This is a genomic window from Leifsonia sp. T36S-04 (assembly GCF_042465655.1).
Classification (GTDB): domain Bacteria; phylum Actinomycetota; class Actinomycetes; order Actinomycetales; family Microbacteriaceae; genus Leifsonia.
This window is the reverse complement of the sequence record NZ_CP146286.1, coordinates 1,247,786-1,261,126: the sequence shown is the minus strand read 5'-3', so window position 1 is coordinate 1,261,126 and position 13,341 is coordinate 1,247,786. Positions and strand designations below refer to the sequence as shown.

The following is a 13,341-nucleotide window of genomic DNA, read 5'->3' as shown; positions in this document are numbered from 1 at the left end:
GAGATCGGGCGCCGAATCTCCTTCGATAGGCAGTCCAGCAGGAGATTCGGACCTCAGACGGCCGGATCTCCGACGGAAGCGGCGGGATCTCCGACGGAAGCGGCCGCGGGGATGTGCTCGGCCAGCCAGCCCGAGATCGCCGACGTCCACTTCGCCTCGTCGTAGTTCCACAGCTTGGTGTGGAGGGCCACGTCGAACAGGACAAGCGTGACGATGTCGCTGCGGGCCGCGGCGAGCGCGCGCGAGCCGGTCGCGGGCACGAAGGCGTCGGCGTCGCTGTGCAGGATGAGCATGGGCAGGCTGAGCTCCGAGGCGCGGGCGACGAAGTCCATGCTGCGCAGGTCGATCGGGGCGCTCTGACCCGTGATCGGGCCGCTCCACTCGGACTCGATGAGCCGCAGAGCGCCGCGGGTCATCACATCCGGGAGCCGCAGGAGGTTGCCCTGATACTCCAGGGTGTCGACCCAGTCGATCACGGGCGACTCCAGAACGATGCCGGTCACGTGCTCCAGCGCGTGCGACCGCGTGATCGTCTGCAGCACCACAGCGCCGCCCATGGACCAGCCCATCAGGACGATCGACCGCGCGCCGTGCTCGACCGCGTATTCGATGGCGGCCTCGATGTCGCGCCACTCCGTCCCGCCCAGCCCGTAGCGCCGGTCGACGCTCTCGGGCGCATCTCCGTCGTTGCGGTATGAGGCGAGCAGTGAGGTGAAGCCGGCGTCGTGGAAGGTCCGGACGGCACGCAGGCCCTCCTGCCGGGAGGCGCCCCAGCCGTGCACCTGGATCACCCAGCGACCTGGGTCGACGTCGTCCGGGGCGGGGAAGATCCAGGCGGGCGCCTGACCGAGGTCGGTCATGATGTCGACGCTCGTCACGGGCAGCCCGAGCTCCTCCGGCTGGAGGTAGTAGTAGCCGCTGATGCGTGCGCGGCCGGGGCGCAGCTCACCGAACTCGACGCGTTCGAGTTCGCGGGTGACCGTCCCGTCGCCGCGTTCGATCAGGCCGCCGACCTTCGCGAAACTGGACTCGCTCCCCCACCAGAGGCCGAACCGGCCGGGCATCGATGCGTCGGGCGTCGCGCGCAGGGTCACCGTGCCGAGCGCCTCGTCGAACGACCGGATGGTCTGGTTCTGCGGGCGGCGCCGCACCGGGGTGATGACCGTCCGCGCCACCCGTGTGGTCGCCCACGCCGCACCCGCCGCGGTGGCCAGGACGAGTCCGCCCGCGACGATCGCCGCCGTGCCGAGTGCCTTGCCGAATGCCGATCCCGTGCCGCTTGCCGCCATAGTGTGCAGCGTACCTGCGGCCGGGCGCGCGCGCTCGCGCGTCCTCAGGACTTCCCCAGGCGGCGTGCCGTACTGACAGGAGCCCGCAAAGGCTTCTAATGTTCGAAGGGTGCCGACACCGACATCCCCACCGCAGCATCCGGCGGAGTTCGCCACGGCGCTGCAGTCCATTCGAGCCGCAGTGTCGCGTCCGGAACTCGTGATCGAGGAGATCCCCGCGCCCGCGCAGCTCGCGCCGTACTCGATCGCCCTCGCCGCCGATGTGCGACCCTCGCGGCACGGGAGCGATTCGGATCTCGGCACCGGCCGCTTCATCCTGCTCTACGACCCCGACGAGCCGGAGGCCTGGGGCGGACCGTTCCGTATCGTGTGCTTCGCCCAGGCGCCGCTGGAGACCGACATCGGGCTCGACCCGTTCCTCGCCGATGTGGCCTGGTCCTGGCTGGTGGATGCGCTGGATGCGCGGCACGCGCGCTACACGGCCGCGAGCGGAACGGCCACAAAGATCATCTCGACCGGCTTCGGCGAGCTGGCGGCCCAGGGCGACGGCTCGCAGATCGAGCTGCGTGCATCCTGGAGCCCGCTGGAGTCCGACGTCTCGGCACATGTCGAGGGCTGGGGCGAACTGCTCTGCATGCTGGCAGGGCTGCCCCCGACCGGCGAGGGGGTCAGTCTGCTGAGCGCGCGGACGGCCACGCCGAGAAGGACACCGCGTGGCTGAACGTACGGTCATCGACACCCGCGCCGACTATCTGGCGGCTGTCGATCGCATCGCGGCCGGCGAAGGCCCGGTCGCGGTGGACGCGGAGCGGGCCAGCGGGTTCCGCTACTCGCAGCGCGCGTACCTGATCCAGGTGTTCCGCCGGGGTGCCGGCACCTTCCTGTTCGACCCGCCCGCGGTGGGGCGGTTCGACGAGCTGAACGACGCCATCCACGACGACGAATGGGTGCTGCACGCCGCGACACAGGACCTGACGTGCCTACGCGAAGTGGGGCTCGACCCCTCGATCATCTTCGACACCGAGCTCGCCGCTCGTCTGCTCGGCCTGCCCCGGGTCGGACTGGGGACGGTCGTGGAGGAGCTCCTCGGCATCCACTTGGCGAAGGAGCACAGCGCGGCCGACTGGTCGACGCGTCCCCTCCCGGAGTCGTGGCTGAACTATGCGGCACTGGATGTGGAACTCCTGCCGGATCTGCGCGACTCGATCGCAGCCCTGCTCGACGAAGCCGGGAAGATCGACATCGCTCGGCAGGAGTTCGCGGATGAGCTGGTGCGCGAGCTGACCCCCGTCCGGGCCGAACCGTGGCGGCGCCTGTCGGGCGTCCACTCCATCCGCGGCCTGCGCAACCTCGCCGTCGCCCGCGAGCTCTGGCTGGCCCGGGATGCGCTGGCACGCGAGATCGACACGGCGCCGGGGCGACTGGTGCCCGACGCATCCCTGACCGCCGCCGCGAAGGCGATGCCCGAGAGCAAGCGGGCCCTCGCCGCGCTCCGGGAGTTCACCGGCCGCGCCAGCCGGACGGAGATCGACCGGTGGTGGGCGGCCATCGAAGCCGGCCGCACGACCGACGATCTCCCCGTCATGCGCGCCAACGGCGACAGCCTGCCCCCGCCGCGTGCCTGGTCGGACCGGAACCCGGAAGCGGACGCCCGCCTGAAGGCCGCGCGAACGGCGCTGACGACGGTCTCGGAGGAGCGCTCCATCCCACTGGAGAACCTGCTCACGCCCGAGACGCTGCGGCGGGTCGCCTGGACCCCGCCCGCCGAGGTCACCCCCGAAGCGGTCGGCGAGGCGCTCGCGCAGCACGGCGCGCGGCCCTGGCAGGTTGCCGCTACCTCACAGGTGATCGCCCAGGCGTTTGTGGAAAGTACCCAAAACGCCGACGAGGGGTCCGAACCCGCTTCGTAGGAAGGATCAAACGATTCTTTTCGTGCACAGCGGTGTACCTAGGATCGTTTCCGACCTTGATTTGGGAGGCACTGTGGCCGAGAAGAACGAAGTCGTGTTCGTCGACGGAGTCCGCACTCCGTTCGGGCGGGCCGGCGAAAAAGGGCAGTACTGGAACACCCGCGCGGACGACCTCGTCGTGAAAGCGATGATCGGACTCCTGGAGCGGAATCCCGAGGTGCCCAAGGACCGGATCGACGATGTCGCCATCGCCGCGACCACCCAGCAGGGCGACCAGGGACTGACCCTGGGCCGCACCGCGGCGCTGCTCGCCGGACTGCCGAAGTCGGTGCCCGGGTTCGCCATCGACCGGATGTGCGCGGGCGCCATGACCAGCGTCACCACCCTCGGCTCCGGCGTCGCGTTCGGGGCGTACGACCTCGTGATCGCCGGCGGTGTGGAGCACATGGGTCGGCACCCCATGGGCTTCGGCGCCGACCCGAACCCGCGGTTCCTGTCGGAGAAGATGGTCGCCGAGGACGCCCTGAACATGGGCATGACGGCCGAGCGCATCCACGACCGCTTCCCCGCGCTCACCAAGGAGCGTTCGGACCGGTTCGCGATGCGCAGCCAGCACAAGCTGGCCGCCGCCTACGAGGCCGGGAAGATCCAGCCCGACCTCGTGCCGGTCGCGATCCGCTCGGAGTCGGGCTGGGGCCTCGCCACGCAGGATGAGGGGATGCGCCCGCAGACCACCATGGAGGGTCTCGCCACGCTGAAGACGCCGTTCCGTCCTCACGGGCGCGTCACCGCAGGCAACTCGTCGCCGCTGACCGACGGCGCCACCGCCTCCCTTCTCGCGTCGCACGACGCCGTGAAAGAGCTCGGCCTGACGCCGAAGATGCGCATGGTGAGCTTCGCGTTCGCGGGCGTCGAGCCGGAGATCATGGGCCTCGGCCCTGTCCCCTCGACCGAGAAGGCGCTCCGCAAGGCCGGTCTGACCATCGACGACATCGGGCTGTTCGAGCTGAACGAGGCGTTCGCCATCCAGGTGCTCTCGTTCCTCGACCACTTCGGGATCGACGACGAGGACCCGCGTGTCAACCAGTGGGGCGGCGCGATCGCCATCGGCCACCCGCTCGCGGCCAGCGGTGTGCGCCTGATGATCCAGCTCGCCGCCCAGTTCGCGGAGCACCCCGAGGTGCGCTACGGCATCACGGCGATGTGCGTCGGCCTCGGCCAGGGCGGCACCGTCATCTGGGAGAACCCGAACTACGACAAGCGCGCTGCGCGGAAGGGCTGAACCGAACGTGACCGACTACAGCACCATCGACTTCAGTCCCCTCGAGATCGTCGCCGACGACGAGGTGGTAACCCACGCCTTCGTGAAGGATGTGCCGCTCCCGAGCGGCAAAACCCTCGCGCTGGTCACCCTCGACAACGGCCGCGATCACACGCGACCGAACACGCTCGGGCCCGCCACGCTCCTGGAGCTCGGCCGCGTATTCGACGAGCTCACGGCACGAGCGGGCCGCGGCGAGATCGACGCGGTCGCCGTCACCGGCAAGCCGTTCATCCTCGCCGCCGGCGCCGACCTCAGCCGGGTGGGCGACATCCCGAGCATCGAGGTGGCGAAGCTGCTCCCCCAGCTGGGCCACTACGTTCTCGGCAAGCAGGCGACCTTCGGCGTTCCGTCGTTCGTGTTCACCAACGGCCTCGCCCTCGGCGGCGGGGTCGAGATCGGCCTCAACGCCGACTACCGCACCATCGACCGCAATACGGCCGCGTTCGCGCTGCCCGAGGTCTTCCTGGGGCTCATCCCGGGCTGGGGCGGGGCGACCATCCTGCCGAACCTCATCGGTATCGAGAACGCGCTGAAGGTCGTCGTCGAGAACCCGCTCAAGCAGAACCGCATGCTCAAGGCGCAGGAGGCGTTCGACCTCGGGATCGCCGACGCGATCTTCGACTCCGCCAACTTCCTCGAGGACTCACTGCTGTGGGCCGACAAGGTCCTCACGGGCGCGGTCGTCGTGAAGCGCCCGAACGAGCCGGGCAAGATCGAGCGGATGGTCAAGTGGGACGCGGCCATCGGCATCGCCCGCAAGATGCTGGAGTCGCGCATCGGCACCGTCCCGAAGTCGCCGTACAAGGCGCTCGACCTGCTGAAGGCCGCGAAGTCGAACGACCGCGCCGCCGGATTCGAGCTGGAGGACGACGCGCTCGCCGAGCTGATCTCCGGCGACCAGTTCCAGGCGAGCATCTACGCCTTCAACCTCGTGCAGAAGCGGGCCAAGCGGCCGGCCGGCGCTCCGGACCGGAAGCTGGCCAAGAAGGTCACCAAGATCGGCGTGATCGGCGCCGGTTACATGGCCAGCCAGTTCGCGCTCCTGTTCGTCCGCCGTCTTCGGGTGCCCGTGGTCATCACCGACCTCGACCAGGCGCACGTCGACAAGGGCGTCGCATACATCCACGACGAGATCGGCAAGCTCCAGGAGAAGGGCCGCATCTCGCCGGACGAGGCGAACCGGCTGCGTGCGCTCGTCACCGGCACGACCGACAAGGCCGACTTCGCGGACTGCGATTGGGTCATCGAGGCCGTGTTCGAGGAGCTCGGCGTGAAGCAGGACGTCTTCGAGCAGGTGGAGCAGTTCATCTCCGACGAGGCTGTGCTGGCGACCAACACCTCCTCTCTCTCGGTGGAGCAGATCGGCGCGAAGCTGAAGCACCCGGAGCGTCTGGTGGGCTTCCATTTCTTCACCCCGGTGGCCGTGATGCCGCTGATCGAGGTGGTCAACACCCCGCAGACCGACGAGGCGACGCTGTCCACCGCCATGGTGACCGCGGCGGCGCTCAAGAAGAACGCCGTCATCACCGCCGACACCCCCGGGTTCGTCGTCAACCGGGTCCTCGCGAAGATCCTCGGCGATGCGATGCACGCGGTCGACGACGGAACCCCCTTCGACGTCGTCGACGAGGCCATCGCGCCGCTGGGCCTCCCGATGGCGCCGTCGGCCCTGCTCGACCTGGTCGGGCTGAAGGTCGGCGCGCACGTGCTCGACACCCACCACGCGGCCTTCCCCGACCGGTTCTACCGCTCGGAGAACCTCCACAAGCTGGCCGAGTACGGCACGCTGCTGGAGAAGGACGCGAAGGGCAAGGTGAAGGGCCTCGACAAGGGTGCGGCGAAGATCCTGTCCGGCGGCAAGAGCCCGTGGACGAAGGAGCAGATCCTCCGCACGCTGGAGGACGGCCTGGCCGACGAGATCCACCGCATGCTGGTCGACGACCACGTCGTCGAGGCGCCGGAGGACATCGACCTGTGCATGATCCTGGGCGCGGGCTTCCCGTTCCAGATGGGCGGCATCACCCCGTACCTCGACCGGGTCGGCGCCTCGGAGCGCGTGTTCGGCGACACCTTCCACCACCCGCCCGTGAAGGGCGTCGCGTAACGCCGTCATCCATGGGACGCAACACGCCGTTATCCACTTCGGATAACGGCGTGTTGCGTCCCACAGATCGTGGGGTCAGCGGTTGACCGTGGACATGTCCGGGTAGCGGTCTCCGACGGGGGCCGCGACTGCGTCCAGGCGGGCGAGCTGTTCGGGGGTTAGCTGCAGGTCGGCGGCAGCGACGTTCTGCTCCAGATTCTCCACCTTCGTGGTGCCCGGGATGGGCGCGATGTCGTCGCCCTTGGACAGCAGCCACGCGAGTGCCACCTGGCCGGGCTTCGCGCCGACTTCGCGGGCCACCTCGTCCACCTGCTCCACGATCCGGATGTTGGCCTCCAGGTTGTCGCCCTCGAAGCGGGGGTTGAACCGGCGGAAGTCGTCGTCCGACAGGTCGTCGAGCGAGCGGATGGTTCCGGTCAGGAACCCACGGCCGAGCGGCGAGTAGGGGACGAAGCCGATGCCGAGCTCACGCACGGTCGGCAGCACCTCGGCCTCCGGGTCGCGCGTCCACAGCGAGTACTCCGTCTGGATGGCGGTCACCGGGTGGACGGCGTTGGCGCGGCGGATCGTCGCGGGCGCCGCCTCCGACAAGCCGTAGTGCAGGATCTTGCCCTCGTCGATCAGCTCCTTCAGCGCGCCGACGGTGTCCTCGATCGGTGTGTTCGGGTCCATCCGGTGCTGGTAGTAGAGGTCGATGCGGTCGGTGTTCAACCTGCGCAACGAGCCCTCGACCGCGAGCCGCACGTTCTCGGGTGAGCCGTCCAGTCCCCGCTCGCCACTCGTGCGGTGCAGGATGTTGCCGAACTTCGTCGCGATGACGACCCGATCGCGGCGGCCGTCGGCGAACGCCTTCGCCAGCAGCTCCTCGTTCGTGTACGGGCCGTAGATCTCGGCGGTGTCGAAGAACGTGACGCCCAGCTCCATCGCCCGGTGGATGGTGCGGATCGAGCCTGCCTCGTCTTTGCCCGCTCCCGTGTAGAACGCGGACATCCCCATGCAGCCCAGGCCCAGCTGCGAGACCTCGAGCTTCTCGGTTCCTAATGCGATCGTCTTCATGCGTCGTTCCCTTCCGCGACCTGGCCGACGCTCTGCCGGTACAGGTCGATCTTGTAGTCGATGGCCGCCAGGCTCGCCGTCATCTCCTCCAGCTGCCGCACAACGGCCATCCGGTGCAGCAGGAGCAGCTCCAGCCGCTCCGCCTGCGTGCCGTCTCCGCTCCGCGCGAGCACTACGTACTCGCGCATCGTCGCGATCGGCATGGCCGTCGAGCGCAGCTTCGTGAGAAACGTCACCCATCCCACGTCCGCCTCGCTGTACCGCCGATGGGTGGAGGAGGCGCGGCCGACCGGGGACAGCATCAGCCCCTCGCGCTCGTAGTAGCGCAGGGTGTGGGTGGTGAGCCCGGTCCGCTCGGCGACGTCGGAGATCGACATCGCCGTCCGTGTGTCGGTCATACCGCCACGATAGAACTTAGAGTGCGCTCCAAGTCAACCGCGCTCCCCGATCTGCACATGTGCGCCACATCGCGGTTATCGCGCGGTCATAACGACGATTTGGCACAAATCGCGGAAGAGGAGGGGGGCAGGTCAGGCGCCGCGCTTCTTGGCGGGGGCGGTCTCGTCGGCCGCCGCATCGTCCGGGAGGGGGCGCGCGATCGGGACGCGGCTGCCGAGCACCTGGGCGACGAGATCGCGCGCGATCTTCTGCGGGGTGAGCCCTGCGTCCTCGAGGATCTGGTCGCGCGAGGCGTGGTCGATGAACGCGTCCGGCAGCCCCAGCTCGTCGACGGCCGTGTCGATGCCGGCCTCGCGGAGGTCCTGGCGCACCCGCGTGCCGATGCCGCCGACCCGGATGCCGTCCTCGATCGTCACGACGATGCGGTGCTCCGCCGCCAGCGCGAGGATGCTCTTCGGCACCGGGACGACCCACCGCGGGTCGACGACGGTCGCGCCGATCCCCTGCGCGGCCAGCCGGTCGGCGACCTTGAGCCCGAGGTCGGCCATCGGGCCCACGGTGACCAGCAGGACGTCCTTGCGGTCGCCCTCCCGAAGCACGTCCACGCCGTCATCGAGACGCCGCAGCGCGTCGATGTCGGGCTGGACCGATCCCTTCGGGAAGCGCAGCACGGTCGGGGCGTCCTCGACGGCCACGGCCTCCGCCAGCTCCTCGCGGAAGCGGGTGCCGTCACGAGGCGCTGCCAGGCGGATGTTCGGGACGACCTGCAGGATGGCGAGGTCCCAGATCCCGTGATGGCTGGGTCCATCGGGCCCGGTGACGCCCGCGCGGTCGAGCACGAAGGTCACGCCCGCCCGGTGCAGGCCGACGTCCATCAGCACCTGATCGAAGGCCCGATTCATGAAGGTGGCGTAGATGGCGACGACAGGATGCAGCCCGCCGTACGCGAGACCGGCCGCGCTGGTCGCGGCGTGCTGTTCGGCGATGCCCACGTCGTGCACCCGCTCGGGGAAGCGCTCGGCGAACTTGTGGAGTCCCGTCGGCCGGAGCATGGCGGCAGTGATGCCGACGATCTTCGGGTTCTTCTCCGCCAGGCGGAGGATCTCGTCGGCGAAGACGCCCGTCCACGACGGCTTGCTCGACCCCTCCATCGGCTCGCCGGTCTCCGGGTCGATCTGGCCGACGGAGTGGAACTGGTCGGCGGCGTCGCGCAGGGCCGGCTCGTAGCCGCGGCCCTTCTGCGTGATCGCGTGGACGATGACGGGAGCCCCGTAGTTCTTCGCCTGGCGGAGCGCCTCCTCCATCGCCTCGACGTCATGGCCGTGGATCGGACCGATGTACTTGATGTCGAGGTTCGAATACAGCGCTTCGGTGTTCGAGAACCGGCTCAGGAAGCCGTGCAGCCCGCCGCGTACACCGCGGTAGAAGGAGCGGCCCGGCGTGCCGAGCTTGTCGAACGCTCGCCGCGAGGTCAGGTACAGGCTGCGGTAGCTCTTCCGCGTCCGCACCGTGTTGAGGAACCGCGCCATGCCGCCGATCGTCGGGGCGTACGAGCGCCCGTTGTCGTTGACGACGATGATCAGCTTGCGATTGTTGTCGTCGGAGATGTTGTTGAGCGCCTCCCACGTCATCCCGCCGGTGAGCGCGCCGTCGCCGACGACCGCGATCACGTGACGGTCCTTCTGCCCGGTCAGCTCGAACGCGCGCGAGATGCCGTCCGCCCACGAGAGCGAGGAGGACGCGTGCGAGCTCTCGACGATGTCGTGCTCCGACTCGGATCGCTGCGGGTAGCCCGCCATGCCGCCGCGCTGCCGCAGCTGCGAGAAGTCCTGCCGACCCGTCAGCAGCTTGTGCACGTACGACTGGTGCCCGGTGTCGAACACAACGGCATCCTGTGGCGAGTGGAAAACCCGGTGGATGGCGATGGTCGTCTCGACCACGCCGAGGTTCGGCCCGAGGTGGCCGCCGGTCTTCGACACGTTGGCGACCAGGAAGGCCCGCACTTCGGCGGCGAGTTGGACGAGCTCCCCGTCCGTCAGCCGGTCGAGGTCGCGGGGACCGTGGATGGTCTCGAGGATGCCCATGGATTCGAGTCTAGGCGCGTCCATATCAAGAGAGGCTCGGAACGGGCAGTTGACCGGTCATCGTCCGCAATCGCTGTGCGTTAAACACAGCGGCCCGGGCGAACCCGGGCCGATGAGAGCGTGACGTCGTTAGTACTGCCGACGCCGTTGACCCGAGCTTACTACGCTCGCAGCAATGACGGCTGGTTCGTCGAACACGAGCCACTGTCGGCCGCGCTCGACGACTTCTACGCCGCCTGGCCCGAGTTTCGGCGCACGAACTGAGCCCCCGGCCACCGTATATACGGTGACCGAGGGCTCGGGTTCTGGAGCGCTTAGACGAGGCTCCGCAGGACGTACTGCAGGATGCCGCCGTTGCGGTAGTAGTCCGCCTCACCGGGGGTGTCGATGCGGACGATCGCGTCGAACTCGACGGTCTGCTTGCCCGCGGGCGAGTGCTCGCTCGGCTCCGCCACGACATGCACCGTCTTCGGCGTGGTGCCCTCGTTGAGCTGCGCGAGGCCGGTGATCGAGAACACCTCGGTGCCGTCCAACCCGAGCGAGTCGGCCGACTCGCCCGCCGGGAACTGCAGTGGGACGACGCCCATGCCGATCAGGTTCGAGCGGTGGATGCGCTCGAAGCTCTCGGTGATGACCGCACGGACGCCGAGAAGGCTGGTGCCCTTCGCCGCCCAGTCGCGGGACGAGCCGGAGCCGTACTCCTTGCCGCCCAGGATGACGAGCGGGGTGCCCTGCGCCTGGTAGTGCTGCGACGCGTCGTAGATGAAGGCCTGTGGCGCGTCGGGCTGGGTGAAGTCGCGGGTGTACCCGCCCTCCACGCCGTCCAGAAGCTGGTTCCTGAGGCGGATGTTGGCGAACGTTCCGCGGATCATCACCTCGTGGTTGCCACGGCGCGAGCCGTACGAGTTGAAGTCCTTGCGGTCGATGCCGTGCTCGGTCAGGTACTGACCGGCCGGACTGTCCGCCTTGATCGAACCTGCGGGCGAGATGTGGTCGGTGGTGACCGAGTCGCCGAGCTTGGCGAGAGCGCGTGCACCCGAGATGTCCGTGATCGGGGTCGTCTCGAGCGTCATGCCGTCGAAGTACGGAGGCTTCCGCACGTAGGTCGACTTCTCATCCCACTCGAAGACCGAGCCCGTCGGGGTGGGCAGCGACTTCCAGCGCTCGTCGCCCTCGAAGACCGACGCGTACTGGTGGACGAACATCCCCTCGTTGATCGACGAGTCGATGGTCTGCTGCACCTCGGCGGCGTCGGGCCAGATGTCCTTGAGGAAGACGTCGTTGCCCTCGCTGTCGGTGCCCAGCGCGTCCACCTCGAAGTCGAAGTTCATCGACCCGGCCAGCGCGTAGGCGATGACCAGCGGAGGGCTCGCGAGGTAGTTCATCTTGACGTCGGGGTTGATCCGGCCCTCGAAGTTGCGGTTGCCCGAGAGCACCGCGGTGACGGCGAGGTCGTTCTGGTTGACCGCCTCGGAGATCTCGTCGAGCAGCGGACCGGAGTTGCCGATGCACGTCGTGCAGCCGTAGCCGACCGTGTAGAAGCCGAGCGCCTCCAGGTCTTTCGTCAGGCCGGCCTTCTCGTAGTAGTCGGTGACGACCTTGGATCCGGGTGCCAGCGTGGTCTTGACCCACGGCTTGGCCTTCAGGCCCTTCTGCGCCGCGTTCCGGGCCAGGAGGCCGGCGGCGAGCATGACCGACGGGTTGGACGTGTTCGTGCACGACGTGATCGCGGCGATCGCGACGGCGCCGTGGTCGAGGACGAAGTCCTGGCCGCTCTCTTTGATCGTCACCGGCGTGGGGCTGGAAGCCACCTTGGGAGCGTGGCTGTGGTGGGTGTGGACGTGGATGCTGCGGTCGTCCTCCGGCTGCAGCTCGCCCGGGTCGGACGCCGGGAAGGACTCGGAGATGGTCAGGTCGACCAGGTCGTGCGAGACGTCGGCGTAGTCGACGAGGTCCTTCTCGAACTGCTGCTTGGCGTGGTCGAGCTCGATGCGGTCCTGCGGGCGCTTCGGGCCGGCGATGGACGGGACGACCGTGGAGAGGTCGAGCTCGAGGTACTCGCTGAAGGCCGGCTCGACCGACGGGTCGTGCCACAGGCTCTGCGCCTTGGAGTACTCCTCGACCAGCTGGACCTGCTCCTCGCTGCGACCGGTAAGGCGCAGGTAGTCGAGCGTGACCTCGTCGACGGGGAACATGGCTGCGGTCGAGCCGAACTCGGGGCTCATGTTTCCGATCGTGGCGCGGTTCGCGAGGGGAACCTCGGCGACTCCGGCACCGTAGAACTCGACGAACTTGCCGACCACGCCGTGCTTGCGCAGCATCTGCGTGATCGTGAGCACGACGTCGGTGGCGGTCACACCGGTCGGGATGGCGCCGGTCAGCTTGAAGCCGACGACCTTGGGGATGAGCATGGAGACCGGCTGGCCTAGCATGGCCGCCTCGGCCTCGATGCCGCCGACGCCCCAGCCGAGCACGCCCAGGCCGTTGACCATGGTGGTGTGCGAGTCGGTGCCGACGCAGGTGTCGGGGTAGGCGAGCAGTTCCCCACCGATCTCGCGCGTCATGGTGACGCGCGCGAGGTACTCGATGTTCACCTGGTGGACGATGCCGGTTCCCGGCGGGACGACCTTGAAGTCGTCGAACGCGGTCTGGCCCCAGCGCAGGAACTGGTACCGCTCACCGTTGCGCTCGTACTCGAGGTCGGTGTTGCGCTCGAGCGCGTCCGGCTGACCGAACAGGTCCGCGATGACGGAGTGGTCGATGACCATCTCGGCCGGTGCCAGCGGGTTGATCTTCTGCGGGTCTCCGCCGAGTGCCGAGACGGCCTCACGCATCGTGGCGAGGTCGACGATGCAGGGGACGCCGGTGAAGTCCTGCATGATCACGCGCGCCGGCGTGAACTGGATCTCGGTGTTCGGCTCGGCCTTCGGGTCCCAGCTTCCGAGCGCACGGATGTGGTCGGCGGTGATGTTCGCGCCGTCCTCCGTGCGGAGCAGGTTCTCGAGCAGCACCTTGAGGCTGAACGGCAGCCGCTGGTACCCGTCCACCTGGTCGATCGCGAAGATCGTGTAGTCCCGCGACCCGACGGTCAGCGTCTTCTTCGCGCCGAAACTGTTCGTTGCCGTCACAATGCCCTCTCCTTCATCGGCAGGCGATGATCACGCACGCCTCGTCC

The 13,341-nt window shown here is 68.6% G+C and carries 9 protein-coding genes; 4 read left to right on the top strand and 5 right to left on the bottom strand.

The window, feature by feature from the left end; all coding sequences use genetic code 11:
* Positions 1 to 53: 53 nt before the first annotated feature.
* Entirely contained in the window at positions 54 to 1,289 is a 1,236-nt protein-coding gene (locus P3F85_RS06130; protein WP_374010362.1) for an alpha/beta hydrolase family protein, read from the bottom strand.
* Between the two features lie 109 nt (positions 1,290 to 1,398).
* Between P3F85_RS06130 and P3F85_RS06125 the strand changes: the two genes are divergently transcribed.
* The 4 genes from P3F85_RS06125 (at position 1,399) to P3F85_RS06110 (ending at position 6,627) form a co-directional block, all read left to right on the top strand.
* Positions 1,399 to 2,010 carry a DUF3000 domain-containing protein gene (locus P3F85_RS06125; RefSeq protein ID WP_374010361.1) on the top strand — a complete coding sequence of 204 codons (612 nt, stop codon included), beginning with the start codon at positions 1,399 to 1,401 and terminating at the stop codon, positions 2,008 to 2,010.
* Positions 2,003 to 3,199, top strand: a complete 1,197-nt coding sequence (locus tag P3F85_RS06120) for an HRDC domain-containing protein (protein WP_374010360.1) — start codon at positions 2,003 to 2,005, stop codon at positions 3,197 to 3,199. Before P3F85_RS06125 ends, P3F85_RS06120 begins: the two co-directional genes overlap by 8 nt.
* Before the next feature lie 73 nt (positions 3,200 to 3,272).
* A complete protein-coding gene (locus P3F85_RS06115; RefSeq protein ID WP_374010359.1) occupies positions 3,273 to 4,481 on the top strand; it encodes an acetyl-CoA C-acyltransferase in 1,209 nt (402 codons plus the stop codon).
* A gap of 7 nt (positions 4,482 to 4,488) precedes the next feature.
* The gene (locus P3F85_RS06110) at positions 4,489 to 6,627 is read left to right on the top strand and encodes a 3-hydroxyacyl-CoA dehydrogenase NAD-binding domain-containing protein (protein ID WP_374010358.1); all 2,139 of its coding nucleotides are present in this window, start codon (positions 4,489 to 4,491) and stop codon (positions 6,625 to 6,627) included.
* Positions 6,628 to 6,702: 75 nt separating this feature from the next.
* Here the strand turns inward: P3F85_RS06110 and P3F85_RS06105 are convergent, their stop codons facing one another.
* The 4 genes from P3F85_RS06105 to acnA form a co-directional block, all read right to left on the bottom strand.
* Complete coding sequence (locus tag P3F85_RS06105; RefSeq protein ID WP_374010357.1) at positions 6,703 to 7,683, bottom strand: aldo/keto reductase; 981 nt, start codon at positions 7,681 to 7,683, stop codon at positions 6,703 to 6,705.
* On the bottom strand, positions 7,680 to 8,081 hold the full coding sequence (locus tag P3F85_RS06100) for a MerR family transcriptional regulator (protein ID WP_374010356.1): 402 nt from the start codon (positions 8,079 to 8,081) through the stop codon (positions 7,680 to 7,682). Before P3F85_RS06100 ends, P3F85_RS06105 begins: the two co-directional genes overlap by 4 nt.
* Positions 8,082 to 8,213: 132 nt before the next feature.
* Entirely contained in the window at positions 8,214 to 10,166 is a 1,953-nt protein-coding gene (gene dxs / locus P3F85_RS06095) for a 1-deoxy-D-xylulose-5-phosphate synthase (protein ID WP_374010355.1), read from the bottom strand.
* A gap of 314 nt (positions 10,167 to 10,480) precedes the next feature.
* A complete protein-coding gene (gene acnA, locus P3F85_RS06090; protein WP_374010354.1) occupies positions 10,481 to 13,294 on the bottom strand; it encodes an aconitate hydratase AcnA in 2,814 nt (937 codons plus the stop codon).
* Between the last annotated feature and the right edge of the window lie 47 nt (positions 13,295 to 13,341).